General features: G+C 69.0%; 9 protein-coding genes. All 9 read left to right on the top strand.

The window, feature by feature from the left end; genetic code table 11:
- Positions 1-36: 36 nt before the first annotated feature.
- The 9 genes from AB0G08_RS11675 (at position 37) to AB0G08_RS11635 (ending at position 19736) form a co-directional block, all read left to right on the top strand.
- Positions 37-672, top strand: a complete 636-nt coding sequence (locus AB0G08_RS11675; protein WP_358086340.1) for a hypothetical protein — start codon at positions 37-39, stop codon at positions 670-672.
- Positions 669-4505, top strand: a complete 3837-nt coding sequence (gene drmA / locus AB0G08_RS11670) for a DISARM system helicase DrmA (protein WP_358086338.1) — start codon at positions 669-671, stop codon at positions 4503-4505. The genes AB0G08_RS11675 and drmA overlap by 4 nt, the downstream gene beginning before the upstream one ends.
- A complete protein-coding gene (locus AB0G08_RS11665) occupies positions 4505-6406 on the top strand; it encodes a DUF1998 domain-containing protein (protein ID WP_358086336.1) in 1902 nt (633 codons plus the stop codon). The genes drmA and AB0G08_RS11665 overlap by 1 nt, the downstream gene beginning before the upstream one ends.
- A gap of 76 nt (positions 6407-6482) precedes the next feature.
- On the top strand, positions 6483-7265 hold the full coding sequence (gene drmC, locus AB0G08_RS11660; protein ID WP_358086334.1) for a DISARM system phospholipase D-like protein DrmC: 783 nt from the start codon (positions 6483-6485) through the stop codon (positions 7263-7265).
- 2 nt (positions 7266-7267) lie between these two features.
- Positions 7268-9226, top strand: a complete 1959-nt coding sequence (locus AB0G08_RS11655; protein ID WP_358086332.1) for an N-6 DNA methylase — start codon at positions 7268-7270, stop codon at positions 9224-9226.
- A gap of 42 nt (positions 9227-9268) precedes the next feature.
- A complete protein-coding gene (locus AB0G08_RS11650; protein WP_358086330.1) occupies positions 9269-10849 on the top strand; it encodes a serine/threonine-protein kinase in 1581 nt (526 codons plus the stop codon).
- An 82-nt stretch (positions 10850-10931) separates the two neighbouring features.
- On the top strand, positions 10932-14654 hold the full coding sequence (locus AB0G08_RS11645; RefSeq protein WP_358086328.1) for an ATP-dependent RecD-like DNA helicase: 3723 nt from the start codon (positions 10932-10934) through the stop codon (positions 14652-14654).
- A gap of 261 nt (positions 14655-14915) precedes the next feature.
- Positions 14916-17459, top strand: a complete 2544-nt coding sequence (locus AB0G08_RS11640; RefSeq protein WP_358086326.1) for a DUF262 domain-containing protein — start codon at positions 14916-14918, stop codon at positions 17457-17459.
- Positions 17460-17582: 123 nt separating this feature from the next.
- A complete protein-coding gene (locus AB0G08_RS11635; protein WP_358086324.1) occupies positions 17583-19736 on the top strand; it encodes a UvrD-helicase domain-containing protein in 2154 nt (717 codons plus the stop codon).
- The last annotated feature ends 209 nt before the right edge of the window (positions 19737-19945 follow it).

The raw sequence follows: 19945 nt of genomic DNA, 5'->3' as shown, positions 1-19945 counted from the left end.
GGCACGTCTGTCCGAGCAACCCGTAAACCCGTCGTCGTGCTCGCCGGTGAGGACAGCAACGACCGGAAGAGTCTGCGCATCCTGCTGGAGGAGCTCTGCCCGCAGATGCGCGGGCGGATCGTCGAGATCAACGACAAGGTCCGGCTGCGCGACGCTACTCAGGGCACCCTTGCGGCTCGGGTCGACGTGCTGGCCAAGAAGGCGCGGGCCCGGGCGTCCCGGGAGAATGCCGAGCTGGCCTGCGTTTTCGTCCATGAGGATCTCGACCGTACCGACGGCGACAACTACAACACCGTGCGCCTTCGTGTGCAGAAGGCGCTGATCGATGCGCTCGGCTCGGCACACTACGTCCTATCCGTTGAGGAGATGGAGGCGTGGCTGCTGCTCTTCCCGGATGCGCTGGCTGGCATGGTCTCGTCCTGGAAGGTGCCGGCGCAGTACCGGAATCGGGACACCGGGTCGATCGCCGACCCGAAGAAGGTTCTGATGCGGTCGGTAAGTAAATCCGGACGCCCCTACCGCGAGTCTGACGCCCCGGCCTTGTTCGACAAGGCGGTCGCGCTGGGCTGTGTCCACAAGCCCGTGGGCACCAACCGGTCCTGGAGCCAGCTACGGACTGATGTCAGCGACTGCTGCCAACAGCACATTCCCAAGATGAGGAGGTCCTCGTGACGGTTGACGCGCAGGGAGGACTCTTCCCGCATCCTCGCGGCGAGCAGCAGGCGCTATCCCTGTCCGGGGCGGAGGACCAGGGTCAGGATCCGTCGGCGCTGATTCCGGCGCTCGACGTACCGCAGACGTTCCCCGACGTCACGTCCTACCAGGTCCGCGACGAGCTGGAGGAGTTGATCGGGCGGGACCTGCTCGGCCCGTGGGACGGCGAGCACGAGGAGTTCCGCCCCGGCGCGATGGGCCCGCGCGAGCGCTACCTCGTTGGCATGCTCGGCCCGAAGCAGCGCCCGCGTACCGAGCGCCGCGAATCGTCCGAGGTGCAGGACGTGGACGCGGCCGTCCAGGGCGACGGCAGCGAGGCTGAGCTGCCGGATGTGGTCACGCCGCAGAACCTCGGCAAGATGTGGGCCTCCTCGATGGGGCTGTCCTTCGCCGTCGCCGGCGACACCGACGTGCTGGCGGTGACCGCCGAGTGGGGCCGCTACGACCTGCGCGAGTCAGAGGACGAGAAGGGCAAGAAGCGCCGCGTCTGGTACCGGGAACCGGTCTCCTACAACAAGGAGGTTCGGCTCGACGGCGAGACCTCGTACCGGATCCCGCTCACCGTCCCCAGTCAGGACGACCCGGGGGTGCACCTCTCCGTCGAGGTCCGGCCGCGCGACGGGCAGCGGGTGGTGCAGCTCGTGCTGATCAACACCCAGGTCGAGCCGGAGAGCAACGCCGATACCGCCTGGCTCTTCCAGTCCGCGCTGACGGTGACCGCGCTGGACGGCCACGCCGCCGTCTTCCTGCCGATCGACGACCCGCTCGACGGGGTGAAGGGAACCGGTGACGACCTGGAGGAGGCGCACCTGCGGCTGCTCTACCGGTCACAGCGCCGCTACGCCTCCGGCCGCAACGTTGCCGTGCACCCCTGGGTGCGCGACGGCGAGCGCTGCGCCCACATGCTCTTCACCACCTGGCTGCCCACTTACAACGTCCCCGCTACCGTCGCCCCGGTGGGCAAGGGCAGGCCGCTCGCCGGTGTCGAGCTGTCCATGGACGCCCTCGCCGCCGCCGACATCGACCGGCTCCGCACCGGGCTGGCGCCGCTCGCCGACGGGTACGAAGCCTGGCTCGACGACGAGGCCGCGAAGATCCCCGACCTGCCCGAGGCGCTCCGCGAGGCCGCCCAGACCGCCGTCATGAACGCCGAGAAGGCGGCGAAGCGGATCCGCGCCGGGATCGCGCTGCTCACGAACCCGGAGGCGGACAAGCACGCCGACGCGCTCGCCGCGTTCCGGTTCGCCAACGAGGCCATGGCGCTGCAACGTCGCCACAGCGAGGTCGCCCGGCTCCGGGAGGAAGAGGGCCTGACGTACGCGGAGGCCAAGGCCGCCATCGACGCGCGCGGCGCCGCCGCCGCGTCCTGGCGGCCCTTCCAGCTCGCGTTCGTGCTGCTCAACCTGCCGTCGCTGACCGACCCGGCGCACCCCGAGCGGGCCGCCACCGTCGACCTGCTCTTCTTCCCGACCGGTGGTGGCAAGACCGAGGCGTACCTGGGTCTGACCGCGTTCACCTTCGCCATCCGCCGGCTTCAGGGCGTGGTCGGCTCCGGCGCGGACGCCCGCAGCGGGGAGGCCGGCGTCGCCGTGCTCATGCGCTACACGCTGCGGCTGCTCACCGCGCAGCAGTTCCAGCGGGCCGCCGCGCTGATCTGCGCCGCCGAGGTGCTGCGCCAGCGCGCCGAGCGCACCTGGGGCACCGAGCCGTTCCGCATCGGGCTGTGGGTCGGCGGTGGGGTCTCACCGAACTGGTTCGACGAGGCGGCCGAGCAGATCGCCGAGGCGCGCGAGGCCGGGCACGGCAAGTTCACCAACGTCCTCCAGACGCTGAGCTGCCCGTGGTGCGGGTCGAAGCTGCGCGCCGAGCGCGACCTGGAGCCGAAGGAGGACCTGCGCCGCGTCCTGCTCTTCTGCGCCGAGGCCGAGGGCGTCGACGCCTGCCCGTTCTCCCGCACCCGCAGCACCGAGGGCCTGCCGATCCTCACCGTCGACGAGGAGATCTACCGGTACGCCCCCAGCCTGGTCATTGCCACCGTCGACAAGCTCGCCCAGCTCCCGTGGCGCGGGTTCGCCGGTCTGCTCTTCGGGCGGGTGCGCACGCGTTGCCCCCGGCACGGCTACCGGCACGACGACCTCGACCAGCGCACCGGCTGCAGCAACCGACACAACAAGAAGGGCAGCCTGGAGGCGGTCACCAGCCAGCCGGTGATCCGGCTGCGTCCGCCGGACCTGATCATCCAGGACGAGTTGCACCTCATCTCGGGCGCGCTCGGCACCGTGGTCGGCCTCTTCGAGGCGGCCGTCGACCAGCTCTGCACCTGGCCGCTGCCGAACGGCGGCGAGGCCGGGCCGAAGATCGTCGCGTCCACGGCCACGACGAAGCGGGCCCGGGAGCAGGTGCTCGGCGTCTTCGGGCGGGACCTGGCGGTGTTCCCGCCGCCGGTCATCGACATCACCGACACGTTCTTCAGCGAGCAGGTGCCGGTCACCGTCGCGAACCCCGGCCGCCGGTACCTCGGTGTCTGCGCCCACGGCGTACGGATGAAGTCCGCCGAGATCCGGGTCGCGGAGATCCTGCTGCTCGCCGGGCAGACCCTGTTCGACAGGTACGGCAAGCCCGCCGACCCGTACATGACGACGGTGGGCTACTTCAGCGCCACCCGCGAGCTGGCCGGCATGCGCCGCCTGCTCGACGACGACGTGACCACCCGCGTCCGCACGCACGGCCGGCGCAAGGACCTCTCCGATCGGCTCGCCGGCCCGAGCATGCTCAACGTGCAGGAGCTGACGTCCCGGATCTCGTCCGGCGACATCAGCGAGGTGCTGAAGCGGCTGGAGATCGGCTTCGACCCGGAGATCGACACGACCGCCCGGCGCAAGGCCATCGTCGAGGACATGCGGGAGGCCATGAAGGCCAAGACCGCCTCCAACCCGCGGCTCAACCTGCACCCGGTGACCGACCGTTTCTACAAGCGGCAGAACGAGGGCCAGCTTCCGGTCGACGCGGTACTCGCCACCTCGATGCTCCAGGTCGGTGTGGACGTGTCCCGCTTCGGCCTCATGGTGGTCACCGGCCAGCCGAAGAACACGGCCGAGTACATCCAGGCGTCCTCCCGCGTCGGCCGGGACGCGCGCCGGCCCGGGCTGGTGGTCACCCTCTACAACTGGACCCGGCCCCGGGACCTCGCGCACTACGAGGACTTCGAGTACTACCACGCCACCTTCTACCGGCAGGTGGAGGCGCTGTCAGTCACCCCGTACACCCGGCGGGCGCTGGACCGGCAGACCACCGCGACCCTCGTCGCGGCCGTCCGCAACGCGGAGGACGGCTTCTCCCGGAACACGGACGCGCACGATGTGCCCCTCCACGGACCGGAGGTGCAGCGAGTCATTGACCGCTTCCTCCAGCGGGCCGAGGACATCGCCGGCGACCGCGGCCGGGACTACCTCCTTGAGCGGATCAACCGGCTGCGGGACGAGTGGAGCAAACGGAAGACCGGCTCCACTCGGCTCGGCTACGCGGAGGGCACCTTCAAGCAGCAGAAGCTCGCCGGGCTGCTCACGGTGGCGGGCGGCGAGCGGTGGACCGACCTGACCGTCGGGCAGTCCATGCGGGAGACCGAGAACGAGATCAACCTGGTCCTGCCGGCCGGCGACAAGATCTTCGACCCGCAGTACGGGGCACCGGAGTGGTCGTTCGGCCCGCCGCCCACTGACGACGTGCGGGACGAGGATCTGCCGGACGGGGACGAGTTGGGCGAGTCGACTCTCGCGGGGAAGGGGAACTGATGGCGGGCAGGCACTTCCGGCGGGTCGGGTCGGTGCGCCCCAGCCACCTGATGTTCACCACCGGCGTCGGCGCGATCGTCGACCTGCCGAACTTCTCCGTGCTGGTGCGGGGCCTCGACGACTGGAACCACCAGGCCGTGCCGGAGTGGGAGCCGATCGAAGAGCCCCGGCTGCTCGCCGCCGTACGCAAGCTGCTCAACCAGAAGTCCGTGAAGGAGCTGCGGCCGGCGCCGTGGATCGAGGGCGCCGACCAGCAGCCCAACGGCCCGGGGGCCAAGGTCGGTGTGCCGATCACGCCCTTCCCCGGTTGGCTGCGCTGCACTGCCTGCGACGAACTGGCCCCCATCGACGGAGGGGTCTTCGGGTTCGAGAACTCGAAGGCCCGCAAGCCGCACGAGGCGCGGTTCTTCCACACGGTCTGCGGGCGGAAGAAGGCCGGTCGGCGGCCGATGGCGGTGGCTGCCCGGTTCGTGCTGGCCTGCACCGCCAGCCACCTCGACGACTTCCCGTACGTGCAGTACGTGCACCAGGGCGGCGGGTGTCCCAACGTCAGCCACCCGAAGCTGCGGATGGATGACCGGGGCGGCAACCTCGGCGCCAACGTGGAGATCCGGTGCGTGCCGTGCGGCGCACGCCGCAACATGAAGGAGGTGCTCGGCCAGCGCGGTGCGGAGAAGCTGCCCCGCTGCCGAAGCCGCCGCGCCCACCTCGGCGACTTCGAGCCGGGGGAGTGCACCGGCAAGCTGAAGCTGCTGGTGGTCGGCGCCTCCAACCAGTGGTTCGCGCAGACGTTGTCCGCGTTGGCGGTGCCGCGCACCGGTGCCAGCGAGCTGCAGACCAAGGTGGAACGGCACTGGTCGACTTTCGAGGGAATGGAGAGTCTCGCGTTCCTCAAGTGGGCCCGCAAAGCGGTTCCGTTGGTGGAACGGGAGTTCGAGGAGTGGACCGACGAGCAGATCTGGGCGGCCACCGAGCGGCATCGCAACGGTCCGAAGGCTGACGACGACGAGAAGGGCTACCCGGACCTGCACACACCGGAGTGGGAGATCTTCTCGTCTCGGGAACTGCCGCCCGCCACCCCTGACTTCACGCTGCGCCGGGACCCGAACGGCGTGCCGGGCGAGCTGAAGGAGATCTACGCCGACGTCATCCACGCCGAGCGGCTGCGCGAGGTCCGGGCGCTCGTCGGCTTCACCCGTCTCGACGCTCCCGACCCGATGGACCCCGACCTTGTGCAGCGGGCACCCCTGTCCCGGGCCACCCCTGAGTGGGTACCGGCCAGCGAGGTACGAGGCGAGGGCATCTTTCTACGTCTCCCCGAGGACCTGCTGGTCGACTGGGAGCACCGGGTCACCGATACCGAGACCATGGAGACGCACCGGGAGGCGTACGGGCGGTTCCGGGAGAGCCGCTACTCCGGGCGTATCCGGGGCGGCTTCGACCGGATGAGGCACTGGCCGGGGGAACGGTACTTCGCCCTGCACACCCTGTCGCACCTGCTGATCCGTACCATCGCATTGGAATGCGGCTACAGCTCGGCCAGCCTGTCAGAACGCATCTACACCGGCACGCCGGAAGACCCGCAGCGGGCCGGCATCCTCATCTACACGGCGGTGCCGGACGCCGAGGGAACGCTCGGTGGCCTGGTGTCGCTCGCCGAGCACGACGACCTGGTCCGCCTCACCCGCCGTGCCTTGACCGACGCCATGCACTGCTCCTCGGATCCGCTCTGCGCCGAGCGACTCCCGCACCATCCGGAGGACTTCCTGCACGGGGCCGCCTGCCACGTCTGCCTCTTTGTCTCGGAGACGACCTGTGAACGTGGCAACCGGTTCCTGGACCGGCGGTTCGTTGTACCGATCGACCAGCCGGAGCTGGCGCTCTTCCCCGAGCTGCCATGAGCGGGCGCCGGCGAGCGAACCATCAGCACCGTGCGTTGGTGCCTCATGGCGGCACGGAGCGAAGCGCAGTGCCGGCGTGAGCTGGCACCCGGCGTTCGAGGCCGCGGCCGAGACCGCGGTGCACCGGCTCGGCCCGGGACACCTGCGGGTGCTGGCCGACCGCCTCGGGGACGGCTCGCCGGAGCAGGCCGTCCGGCACGCCGTACCGGTGCCCGGCTTCGCCGAGGCGGCCGGGGCGGTACTGGCTGCTCAGCGAACCTCGGGCCTGCCCGGCGCGGAGGCGGCGGCCTACCTGCGCGGGCTGGCCGCCGGCCACGCGCAGCGGTCGGCAGCGGTACGGATCGAGTCGGTGTGGAGTGGACCGAGCACCCACCCGGTGCCGGTCCGCGCCACCGCCCAGGTGCTGGTCGACCTGGTGGCGGAGGCCCAAGCGGAACTGCTGCTGATGACGTATTCCGCCAAGCCCTACCCGCCGCTGCTGGCCGCGCTCACGGCGGCAGTCGCACGTGGTGTTGCCGTGACGGTGGTGGTCGAAACCCTGGCCGGTGCTCGCGGTGCGTTGAACGGTGCGGAGCCCGCCGCCGCCTTCGCCACCCTGGCCGGCGTGCAGGTGTGGCACTGGCCGGCCGAGCGGAGGACCGAGGAGCACGCCAAGATGCACGCGAAGATCGCCGTCGCTGATCGCCGCGTGCTGCTGGTGTCCAGCGCCAACCTGACCCAGTTCGGGGTCAACCGCAACATCGAGGCCGGGCTCCTGGTACGCGGCGGGACGGCGCCGAAGCGGGCCGCCGAGCACATCGCGGAGCTGCAGACGCGAGGGGTGCTGGCCCGGCTCCAGGCATCCGGGCAGGGGAGGTGACCATGTCGGACGGTGCGACCGTGGCCGCCGGTGACATCGCTCGGCTGGCTGGCGTCGGGCGGGCGGCGGTGAGCAACTGGCGACGGCGCTTTCCCGATTTCCCGCAGCCGGTCGGCGGCAGCTCCGCGAGTCCTCTGTTCGCGCTCACCGAGGTCGAGCGGTGGCTCAGCCGGCACGACAGGCCGTTCCAGCTGACCCCCGTGGACCGGGTGTGGCAGTCCCTGCGTGGTGCCGCCGCCGATCTCGAGCTGGGCGACCGGATCGGCTATCTCGGTGGCTTCCTGGTGTTTCTCGAGCGGGATCCGGCCGGATGGAAGAGCCTCGCCGAGCAGCCCGACGACGTGGTGATGGACCAGCTGCGGGAGGAACTGGCGAGGGGCGTTCCGGAGTTCGCCCACCTCATCACCGACGTGCCGGACCCGGACGCGGTGACCATCGTCCGCCTGGCCGCCGAGGCGGCCGACCAGGAAGGCTCCCGCGCCGTCTTCGACTTTCTCTGCGAGCGTTATCTGGAGGTCCATTCGCGTCGTCACACCGTCACACCGACGGCGTTCGCCTCGTTCATGATCACGCTCGCCGCTCCTAAGGCCGAAACCGTTCTGGACCCGGCCTGCGGGATCGGCACCCTGCTGCTCGCGGCTACCGACAGCCGTGCCCGGCACGTGTGCGGCCAGGAGGTGAACCGGACGTCGGCGCGCATCGCCGCCGCCCGCCTGCTGCTGCATGCCGGCGACGTCCGGGTCGCCGTGTCGGACTCGCTGCGAGCCGATGCCTACGTGGGGGAGCTGTTCGACGCCGTGGTCTGCAACCCACCCTTCGCCGACCGTGCCTGGGGCAGCGACGAACTGGCCGGCGACGCGCGCTGGGAGTACGGCCTGCCGCCGCGCGGTGAGCCGGAACTGGCTTGGGTGCAGCACTGCCTGCGCCACGTCGAGCCCGGAGGACTCGTCGCGATCCTCATGCCGCCTGCCGCGGCCGGTCGGCGTTCCGGCCGACGCATCCGGAGCAACCTGCTGCGGGCCGGTGCGCTGCGGGCGATCATTTGCCGCGCCACGCCCGGACCGACCGGATCCGTCGCACCCGATCTGTGGCTGCTGCAACGCCCCGACGGGGCGCGGCGTCCGGACAGTGTGCTCCTGGTCGACGCCGCCTCGGAACCCGCACGCGCAGAACACGCTTGGGCCGCCTTCTCGGCCGGACGGGAGATGCCCGCCGGTGGCCGGTCGGTTCCGGTCATCGACCTGTTGGACGACGACGTGGACCTCACGCCGGCCCGGCACCTCGATGCTGTCGGCGCGGCCCCGTCCGCCTTCCCGCCCGCGCTGGCGTCGCTGACCGCCGCCGTCGAGGCTCTCGTGCCGACTCTGCCGGACCTGACGGATGCTCCCCTGCCCGACGCTCCGACGATGACAACCATCGGTGAGCTGATCAGGATCGGCGCGATCACCGTCCGGCAGGCGCCGATGAAGATGAGCACGCAGGAGGACGGGCCCGTGCCGGTGCTCACGGCCCGGGACGTACGCCTCGGCCGTCCGGCCTCCGCGCGAGGGGCGGTGCTGCCGGGCGCGGTCACCCTACGGGCAGGCGACGTGGTGACACCCCTCGCGCCGCGCGGGCCCGCCGTGCACGTCGTCACCGCCGAAGGTCCACTGCTCGGGCCGCGGCTGTACCTGCTGCGGGTCGACCCTGGGCAGGTGGATCCGTACTTCCTGGCCGGCTCGCTGCGCACCGCGCAGCGCGGCGGCTCCAGCGGCTCGTCCCTCGGTGGGCGCTTCGACATCCGACGAACCCGAATACCTCGCCTGTCTCTCGCCGAGCAACGCGCCGTCGGAGAGGCGTTCCGGCGGTTGATGAGCTTCGAGGCGGGCCTGCGGGAGACGGCGGTGTTGGCAGAGGAACTCGTCGAGCATGCGTTCCGTGGACTCTGCCACGGGACGCTCCGTCCGGTGATGACGGACTAGCCGGCTCATGTCGAAGGACCGAGGACGGAGAGGGCTGCCCCGATGGGAACGCTGATCAACAGCCGGTACGAGCTGGACGACCTGCCCATCGGCCGAGGTGGCATGGGCGAGGTATGGCTCGCCCACGACACGAAACTGGACCGACCGGTGGCCGTGAAGTTCATCCGGTTCCCGGACGGCGAGCCGGACAAGGACTACATCCGCCGGTTCGTCCGTGAGTCCCGGATCACCGCCCGGCTGGAACACCCCGGCGTCCCGGCGGTCTACGACGTCGGGTCGCACGAGGGCCGGCCCTACCTCGTCATGCAACGCATCCAGGGGATCAGCGTCGCCGACCTGGTGGCCGAACAAGGCGCCCTGCCCATCGGCTGGGCGGCGGGGATCGCCGCCCAGGTGTGCGCAGTCCTCACCGCCGCCCACAATGCCTCACTCGTGCACCGGGACCTCAAGCCCAGCAACCTCATGCTCCAGCCCGACGGCGCGGTCAAGGTCCTCGACTTCGGGCTCGCCGCCGCACCCACCCTCTCCGACTTCTCGAAGATCACCGCAACCGGACTGCCGCCCGGAACGCCCGCGTACATGGCGCCAGAGCAGATCCAGACGAACATCAGCGGCCCCGCCACCGACCTCTACGCACTGGGCTGCACGCTGCACGAGATGCTCACCGGGGAGCGCCTCTTCACCGGCTCCACCTCCTACGACGTGTGGAGCAAGCAGGTGGCCCACGAGCCGTTGCCGGTACGCGGCGTCCGGGACGATGTGCCCGCCGCGCTGGAGGAGCTGCTGCTGCACCTGCTGCGGAAGAAACCCGAGGACCGGCCGCAGAGCGCTCACGTCGTCTACGACCGTCTGCGGCCCTTCGTCACCGACCTCGGTCCGATCCCCGGGGTTCTTCAGGCGCCGTCGACGGTGAGCCCGACCCGGATGTACGGCTCGATGCTCGGACGGGTGTTCACCGCGGTCCCCGCGACGTCGCTGGCCGGGCCGCTCGTGCCGCCCGCGTCCACAGCTGCGTCTGCGCAACCTCAACGCCGGCCTGATGTGAAGTCGGGGACGGGACGCTCGGATCTCCGGCGCGCACGAGCGGAAGCCAGCCGGCTGGTCGGTTCGTCCCGCTACGGCCAGGCGGCGGAAGTGCTCGCTGCCGCCGTCGCTCCCGCGGTCACCGCTCTCGGGAGGACGGACGAGGACGTGGTGCGCGTCCGGCTCGAGCTGGCCGACGCGCTCTTCGAGGAGGGGGACTACCGGCAGGCCGCCCCGGCGTACGAGGAACTTGCCGAGGACGTGGCCCGGGACGCCGGACCGCATGCCGACATCGCGCTGCACTGCCGGCTCAGGGCTGCCACCTGTCGGGCGCTGTTCGGGGAGACGAGTGAGGCGTTGCGGCAGCTTGAGACGTTGGTGCGGGACCAGACCGACGCGTTCGGGCCGGACGACCCGCGCACGCTGGAGCTGAGGCGTCAGATCGGTCTGCTCCAGCTCGGCGCCGGCCAGAGGCACGCTGCCGAGCAGACCCTGACCCGTCTCCTCGCGGATCTGACCCGGCTCAACAGCGCCACGCATCCGAGCAGCAGGGAGATCGCTGACCTGCTGTCAGGCCTGCGTCGACCGGACTCCCGATAACTGCTCCTCACCGGGGCAACGAACCGCAGCACCGACCGATCACTTCTTCGCCGCCGGGGCGGCGCTGACTGAGGAGAGCGTCATGGGTGACACCTCGCCGATCGAGCACATCTCCATCCGTGTGCCCTGGCACGACACCGGCTGGAAGGGAACAGTCTGCGCCGACCCCCACGGCAACGGCACGTGCGTGCTGTTGAAGAACATCGGCCAGAACCGACGCGACGACCAGGAGCAACGCAACGCCGGTCGGGACATCGCCGACCTGCCATTCGCTGAGGCCCCGCCGTGCGTGGCGGAACGGGCCACCTTCATGTCCCCACGGGTGATTCCGTTTCAACGCACGCACCCGTTCACGAAGAAGTCGCCTGCGTTCGCGACGTTCCAACCCACCCCGCAGACGATGCCGCCGTACTCCGCCCAGGCGGTTCCCTTCCGTTGGATGTCCCGAGACGGCGCGAAGTTGCTGAACGAGGAACGCCGCCTCGGTCTGCTACCCGAGTTGGAGGATCAGGTCGACGCGATCACCGGCTGGGACAAATCGACGTGGATGATGCACGGCGACAACCAGCGGGCCCTGCTGGACGCCTTCTTCAGCACCGTCCAGCCGGAGCGGAGCATCGTCTTCTTCTACGCCAAGCACAGCCCGCTGAGCGACGACCCGCGCCGGCTGCTCGTCGGGGCCGCTATGGTCACCGACGTCACGCCGACCGGGGCGTACCGCAGCAGCGGCGGGGAGCCGTTCCCCGCACAGATGTGGGAGACCAGCATCGGGCACTCGCTGCGGCCCGACCAGCAGCAAGGATTCCTGCTGCCGTACCAGGCGTTGCTTGAGGCTCGCGACCGAAGAGGCGTCGACATCGGCGATGCTCTGGCCTTCGCGCCGGAGGGCGGCTGGGAGGCGTTCTCGTACGTTACGGAACACGTCAGCCACGATCTCGCCATCGACGGGCTGCTCGCGCTGATGGCGGCGGGACGCGCCGCGCGTCGCATTCTCGGAGACGACGCGGGCACCCTCGGATTCGACTGGCTGCAGGGGCAGCTCAACCGACTCTGGAAGCTACGTGGGCCCCGACCCGGGCTGGCCAGCGTCCTGGCTGCCCTCGGCGTCCCGCAGTACGTCACGTTCGCCCACATGGTCGCTGCGGCGACCGGGCCCGGCAATGACCCGTGGCAGACGCTTGAAGAGGCGATGACGGACCCGAACCGCCTGGGCGTCACCGCCAAGACGCACCTGACGCCCAGCCTGCGTGCCACCTGGAAGGCCCTCAAGCCAGAACGACGTCGTCTGCTGCAACTGCTGAGTCGCTTCTCCCTGACGAGAGACCAGGCGGAGCGGTTCTTCCTGCTGGAGAAGCGCGACTCGGCGCTGGGCGATGACGACCAGATCATCGCTAACCCCTACCGGCTGTACGAGGCGGACCGCGACCAGCCAGAGGGCGTCCCTCTTTCCATCATCGACCGTGGCTGCTTTCCGGACGCCAGGATCGCCTCGACGTTCCCGCTGCCCAGGCCCAGTGCCATGGACGACAACCTCGACGCTCGCCGGGTACGTGCCCTCCTCCTCGACGAACTGCAGCGGGCAAAGGAGGCCGGACATACCCTCCAGCCCCAGGCAGAACTGGTCATCAGCATCCGAGGGCGGAACCTCACCGAGCCGTGTCCGGTGACCGCGGATCTGCTCGACGCCCACCAGCTGTCCGCGGGGACTCTGCCTGCCGATGCCCCGTTGACCGGGGTGATCCTGTCCAACGGCGCACCGGCCCTTCAGCTCGCAGATCTGACCCGCGTGGGCAACGTCATCCGCGACCAGGTCGGGCGGCGGCTCAAGGCAGCCCCCATTCCGGGCGCTCCCGATTTCGAGGCACGCCTCAACGCTCTCCTGCCGGCCATGGACATTGCCATCGCCGAGGACGAACTGGACGCCGAGAAGCGCGCTCGGGCCGAGAAGGTGGCGGCCCTCAACACCCTCTACTCGTCGCGAATCAGCGTCCTCATTGGCTCGGCGGGAACGGGAAAGACGACACTGCTCCAGGTGCTGCGGCACACCGAGTCGGTGGCCGCTGGCGGAGTGCTCCTGGTCGCCCCCACGGGCAAGGCCCGTGTTCAGCTCGCGCAACGGGTCGACGCGCCAGCGGTCACCCTGGCGCAGTTCCTGATCTCCACCAGGCGGTACGACCCGTGGACCGAGCGGTACCTCGTGACCGGTGATGCGCAGACCCGGGCGAAGCACTTCAAGACCGTCGTGGTCGACGAGGCATCCATGCTCACCGAGGAGCAACTGGCGGCGCTGCTCGACGCCGTCACCGGAGTGCAGCGGCTGGTGCTGGTCGGGGATCCCCGGCAGCTCCCTCCCATCGGCGCTGGACGCCCCTTCGTCGACATCGTGCGTCGGCTCGCCCCCGAGGACATCGCCACCCGCACGCCACGTTGCGCACCCGGCTACGCCGAACTGACCATCCCCCGTCGCCAGGTGGGGCAGGAGCGCGACGACCTGGTCCTCGCCAGCTGGTTCGCCGACGGCGAGCTCTCGCCGGCCGCGGACCTGGTCTGGGAGCGGCTGCGCGCGGGCGAGAAGTTGCCGACCCTGCGCGCCGTCCGGTACGGCCGCGCCGACCTGTTCCCGACGCTTCTCGCTGTCCTGCGGGAGGAAATTCCGGAGATGAGGTCGGCCTCCGATCAGGAACTTGCAGCCGCCTTCGGCCGTAGCTACGGCGGTGTGGTGTCCGGCAAGGGAAATCTCTATTTCCCCGGCGGAGCGGGAGCGCTCGCCGACGCCTGGCAGATCCTGTCGCCGGTCCGGAGTCGGGGCTGGGGCACAGTCGAGATCAACCGCGCGCTGAAGGACGCCTTCGCCACCCGTGCCCTGGAACAGTCGGTCGGGCCGAACCGGTGGAACGCCAAGCCGATCGGCCCGGAACGGATCGTCGTCGGCGACAAGGTCATCAACATCCGCAATCACCAGTTCAAGCAGTCGCGGGTCTACCCGAGGGATGCGGAACGTTTCGTGGCAAACGGTGAGCTGGGGGTGGTGGTCGGACAGACCCGCTCGAAGTGGGTGACCCGGCCGAACAAGACCGAGATCGAGTTCAGTGGCCGGGAGAAGATCAAGTACGACTTCTACGACTGGTCCGACGACTCTCGCGCACCGATGCTGGAACTCGCCTGGGCGATCACCATCCACAAGTCGCAGGGAAGCGAGTTCGGCATCACGGTCGTGGTGCTGCCGGAAGACGGTTCCGGCCTGAGTCGGGAACTGCTCTATACCGCCCTGACCCGCCAAAAGGGCAAGGTGATCCTGCTGCACGAGGCAGACCTCGACGAGGTCGCCAAGTGCGGCTCCCCCGTCTACTCAGACACCGCAGGCCGGCTGACGAATCTCTTCGTCCCGTCGGACCCGATCCAGGTCGGTGAAGCCGTCCTGGATCGCGGCCTGGTCCACCGTACGGATCGAGGGGAGCTGGTCCGCAGCAAGAGCGAGCTGCTCATTGCCAACCTGCTGCACGAGCTGGGCCTGTCCTACGACTACGAGGCGTCCTTCACCGGTACCGACGGACGGACCGTCCGGCCCGACTTCACCGTGACCACCGATCTTGGGGAGACGGTGATCTGGGAGCACCTCGGCATGCTCGCCGACCCTCGGTATGCGGCTAAGTGGACCGTGAAGAAGGACTGGTACGCCCGAAACGGGGTCCTCCCGTCCGAGGATGGCGGTGGGGAGCAGGGCATGTTGGTGGTGACGGACGACCGAGGCGGGGTGAACTTCCCGGCCTGGCGAAACCTTGCCCAGAAGGTCTTCGGTCTCTGACAGGGCGCCTGTGGTGGCCTACCCATTTCAGGAGAGTCACCACAGGCTCCTTGAGGGATCCATGGTCTCGGACCGCTCCGGCTCGACCCAGCCGCCGGACCAAGCCACCAGACAGCGGACGAAAGTCATGATGTGTCAGAAATCCGACGGGACCAAAGGGCTGTACGAGATAGTTTCAGGCCTCACGTCGGTTGCTTCCGGGTCCGGTGTTCTGTTTGTCTTGCCGGACTCAGGGCAGGTGCCAAGTAGCGGGGAGTCAGGATGGTTGCGGCAGCGGAGACCACGCTCCAAGGTTTGTTGGAGGGTGCGAAGCAGTATCAGGTGCCGCTTTACCAGCGCACCTACTCGTGGACCAAACAACAGCTGGCGCGGCTCTGGGATGACGTCCGCAAGCTCGCCGACGATCGAGTGACCAACCCGAGCGCGACGCACTTCATCGGTTCTCTCGTGCTCGCGCCCAGTCCCACGAACGGCCCCGCGGGCGTTGCCGAGTATCTGGTGGTGGACGGCCAGCAGCGGCTCACGACCCTGACCCTCCTGCTCTGCGCGATACGGGACCACCGCGCGAAGCACGAGGACGGTATGCACCGTGAGCGGATCAACCAGCAGTACCTGGTCAATCCGTGGAAGCCGGCTTCCCAGCGGTTGAAGCTTGTCCCCACTCAGGCTGATCGGGACGCGTACCTGGCGTGTCTGGACTCGACCTCGCAGGCGGGGGGCGCGAATCCAGTGGGTGCGGCGTACCGGTTCTTCGTCGCGCAGTTGGCCGCAGCGGACGACGCGGACGATCCTGTCGACATCGAACGCATTGAGAACGCCGTCATCACAGGCCTCGCCCTGGTGTCGGTCACCGCACAGCCTGGAGACAACGTCCACCGGATCTTCGAGTCGCTCAACAACACCGGTCTCAAACTCACTCAGGGCGACCTGCTGCGCAACTACCTGTTCATGCGGTTGCCAACCCGGGGTGAGATCGTCTACCAGTCCCTCTGGCTGCCGTTGCAGGGCCGGTTGACGTCAGCCGAACTGGAGTTGCTCTTCTGGCTCGATCTGGTCCACCGCGACCCGCGGATCAAACAGACCGATGTTTACGCGGGCCAACAGGCCCGGCTTGAGCGGCTTCGGTCCGAAAAGGACATCGAAGCGGAGGTGCAGCGGTTCAGCCGCTTGGGCGCCCTGCTTCGGGTCATCCTCCATCCCGGCGAAGAGCAGGACCAGGGCGTTCGGCGGCGGCTGGACCGGCTCAGTGCGTGGGGTACGACCACCGTCTATCCGCTGCTGCTGCACCTGCTGGACCGCAGGGAGCACGGGACCGCGACCTCTGCGCAGGTTGCCTCGGCGATGCTTTACGTGGAAAGCTTCTTCGTGCGGCGGCTGTTGATCGGCCGGGCCACTGCCAACGTCAACCGGATCCTGCTCTCCGTCGTCACGGAGATGGACGAGAGCCTGCCGGTGGACGAGGCGGTGCGGGCATACCTGTCGGTCGGTCGCAAGTACTACGCCACCGACGCCAGCGTGCGAGCCGCCGTCCGATCGATCCCGTACTACCTCAACGGTCGCCCGCACCAGCGCAACCTGGTGCTCCGCTGGCTCGAGGAGTCGTATGGCAGCAAGGAGCCGGTGGCGCTGGACTCCCTGACCATCGAGCATGTGCTGCCGCAAACCCCCACGGCCGAATGGCGGCAGGTGTTGGCTGCGGACCTCGGGCCCGAGGAGAGCTTCAGCGAGGTGCACGAAGCCCTGGTACACACCCTGGGTAACCTCACCCTGACCGGCTACAACTCCGAGCTGAGCAACAGCTCCTTTCCAGTGAAGCGTCTCCAGCTCGCCAAGAGTGGGATCCTGCTGAACCAGGAAATCGCCGACCAGGACCGCTGGGGACGTCCCGAAATCCACGCGCGCGCCGACGTCCTCGCTGACCGCATCGTCTCCATCTGGCCGGGCCCCACCGAGCAAGCAGGCGAGCAGTCGGAGGTGCCCTGGGACATCATGAACAAGGCCCTCGCCGAGCTGCCTGCCGGCTCCTGGACCACGTACGGCGACTTGGCCGCCCTCATCGGCACCGCTCCGGTGCCGGTCGGTTCCCGCCTCGCCAACCATCCGACCCCGAACGCACACCGGGTGTTGCAGGCCGAAGGCACCCCCTCACCCGGCTTCCGCTGGCTCGACCCCAACCGGACTGACGACCCACGTGACCTGCTGCGCGCCGAGGGCGTGACGTTCGACGAGTCTGGACGGGCCGACAAGGCCCAACGCATCGGCACTGAAGAGTTGGCACAACTGGCCGGGGTGACGCCTGAGGATCTGCCCGACCGCCTGCCCCGACCTCGACCGGGTCACGAGACCGACCTCGCCGCACGATTCATGGAGCAGCTCACCACTTTGCAAGGCCCCCAGGTCGCCACCGCCACGCACGTCGTTCTCGACGCCTGGACCACGATGGGTGGCACCGTTCTTTACGGCAGTGGCGGCGAAACCTCCTGCTTTCTCATGGCGCGCGGAAAGACGCACGAACTCGGCAACCTCTGGCCAGCGGCGATCTACCCGAGCGGGAAGTTTGAGGTCGTCTTCCAGCACCTGAGCACCCGGGCGCCGTTCGACGACGTCAGCCTGCGGGAGGAGCTCCGACAACGCTTGAACCAGTTGTCCGGCGTCGACATTGCCGCCGCGAAAATTGCTCTCCGCCCCGGTTTCCCGCTGACGGTCCTCGTCGACGCGGATGCCCGCGAGGCTCTACTCGACCATCTCCGTTGGTTCTACGACCAGGCGCAGCTGCCGACCTCGGACGAGTTGGTCATGGTCTAGGTTCCGAACCCGACACCTGCCCTCCCGTAGCGTCCGGAGCCGGGCGCTGCGGGAGCCGCCCACCCTGCTTGGTCGGCAGCGCCGCTCCGCCGTCGTCGTCCCTTTCCCCCCGGAGGTCCGCCCGTGCCCCAGCTTGCCTTCGCCAATACCTTCTGGGAGAGCTACGACGTCCTGGGGAAGCCGGTCAAGGCCGGCGTACGCAAGGCGATGGCGAAGTTCCAGCAGCTGAGCATCGCCGAGCTGCACGCCGACAAGGGTCTGCACCTGGAGTCGGTGAACAACGCGCGCGACCCGAGGATGCGGACCATCCGCATCAACGACTTCTGGCGCGGAGTTGTGCTGGCGCCGGACGACGGCAGCGACACCTTCCTCCTGATCAGCGTCGTGCCGCACGACAGCGCGTATACCTGGGCGGCGAAACGCCTCTACACGATCAACACGGCGACGAGGGCCCTGGAGGTTCGCAACGTCGTCGCCATCGAACAGCTCACGCCCGCGTTAGAGAAGGCGGCGGCGGAGGCACCGACGCTGCTCTTCGCCCGCCATTCGGACACCGTGCTGCGTGACCTCGGCATCGACGACCAGGTGCTGCGGGCCGTCCGGACGATCATCGACAAGCCACAGCTCGAGGCATTCGGCACGCTGCTGCCCGAGGACCAGTTTGAAGTTCTGCAGTATCTCGCCGAGGGCTTCTCGCCGGACGAGGTCTACCGCGACCTCGTCGCTGAGCGCCGACCGGCTGCCGCCCCGGAGCCAAGCGAGAGCCTGGCGGCGGCAATCGCCAACACCACTAGCCGCATCATGCTGGTGACCCGGCCCGACGAACTGGCCGAGATCCTCGACAAGCCGTTCGCGGCGTGGCGGGTGTTCCTGCATCCATCGCAGCGGCGGGTCGCGTACCGGGTGTCGTACAAGGGGCCGGCGCAGGTGAGCGGCGGACCGGGCACCGGCAAGACGGTGGTCGCCCTGCACCGGGTCAAGCATCTGTTGTCCCGCTCGGCCGACAGCCGGGTGCTGCTCACCACGTACACGAATGCTCTGGCCGCCGCCCTTCGGGAGAACCTGGCGCTGCTTCTTGGAGACGAGAAGCAGTTGGCGCGTGTGGAGGTCACCACGGTCAACTCCTTCGCCAACCGCACCGTCCGAGCCCTCGCCGGACGGATGCCGACCCCGGTCGGGGACGTCGACGAGCGGCAAGTCTGGCGGCGGGTGTGTCGGCGACTGACCCTGCCGTGGACCGAGCAGTTCCTCGCGCAGGAGTACCGGCACGTCGTCCTTGCCCAGGATGTCCCCAACCGCGAGGCGTACCGGAAGGTGAGCCGGCGGGGCAGAGGGACGGCGCTGGGCCCGCGACAGCGCGACCGGGTGTGGGAGGCCGTGGAGATCTTCTCGGCCGAGCTGGCGGCGGCCGGCACCACCACCCACCTCCAGATCTGCGCCCGCGCTGCACAACTGCTTGGGCGGGCCGACCTCAGCGTCCACGGCTTCGACCACGTGGTGGTGGACGAGGCGCAGGACCTACACCCGGCGCAGTGGCGGGTCCTGCGCGCCGCGGTGGCCCCGGGCCCTGACGACCTTTTCATCACCGGAGACCCACATCAGCGGATCTACGACTCTCACGTCTCCCTCAGCTCGCTCGGTATCTCCGTCGCGGGGCGTAGCAGTCGGTTGCGTATCAACTATCGCAGCACCGAGGAAATCCTCTCCTGGTCTACCGGGGTGCTTGTCGGGGCTCGAGTTGAGGACCTCGGCGGTGATGGCGAGGACAGTCTCACGGGCTACCGGTCGCTGCTGCACGGCAAGCGACCACACGCGTACGGGTATCCGACGTCCCAAGCCGAGATCGCGGCGCTGGTTAAGCGGGTGCGGGAGTGGCTCGAGCATGGCGTCCAGCCGAGCGAGATAGCCATCTGCGCGCGATTCAACACGGTTCTCAACAGCGTGCACGACACACTGACCACGGCTGGAATCCCCGCAGTGTGGGTACGGGATCAGCCGGGTGCGGAGGTCGACGGGGTGCGGCTCGCCACCATGCACGCGATGAAGGGCCTGGAGTTTCGTTGTGTCGCGATGGTGGGGGCCACGGCCAAAGCGGTTCCGTTCACAAAAGAGGTCACACCGCCAGAGGTGGACCAGTTGCAGCACGAGAGCGACATGCTTCGGGAACGCTGCCTGCTCTTTGTGGCGAGCACGCGGGCACGGGAGGCGCTGTACGTGTCGTGGAGCGGAACGCCCAGCCCGTTCCTGTCGTTCGCCTCTCTGGGCCAGCCCAGGTGAACGTTGCGCCGGTCCATCCGATCGCCGGCCGGATGGACCGGCGAACTGGGAGCCCTCGGCTCTCGACCGGCCCACGTTTTACGCTAGAAACGGAGGACGTGAACAAGGGCCGTCCGGAGGGTTTCCGGCCAGCCGGCCGTTTGACTAGGTTGAGGTTGCTCGCGGCCCCTGTCTCGCGAAACAGGCAGAGTCCAGAGCAGATGGTGGGT

Source organism: Micromonospora sp. NPDC023644 (genome assembly GCF_040640115.1).
Lineage (GTDB): Bacteria > Actinomycetota > Actinomycetes > Mycobacteriales > Micromonosporaceae > Micromonospora.
This window is presented reverse-complemented; position numbering and strand designations above follow the sequence as displayed.

Excerpts from the sequence above, each read along its gene's own strand:
- AB0G08_RS11665 (WP_358086336.1), top strand. The coding sequence starts at position 4,505 with ATGGCGGGCAGGCACTTCCGGCGGGTCGGGTCGGTGCGCCCCAGCCAC.
- AB0G08_RS11655 (WP_358086332.1), top strand. The coding sequence starts at position 7,268 with ATGTCGGACGGTGCGACCGTGGCCGCCGGTGACATCGCTCGGCTGGCT.
- AB0G08_RS11650 (WP_358086330.1), top strand. The coding sequence starts at position 9,269 with ATGGGAACGCTGATCAACAGCCGGTACGAGCTGGACGACCTGCCCATC.
- AB0G08_RS11645 (WP_358086328.1), top strand. The coding sequence starts at position 10,932 with ATGGGTGACACCTCGCCGATCGAGCACATCTCCATCCGTGTGCCCTGG.
- AB0G08_RS11640 (WP_358086326.1), top strand. The coding sequence starts at position 14,916 with ATGGTTGCGGCAGCGGAGACCACGCTCCAAGGTTTGTTGGAGGGTGCG.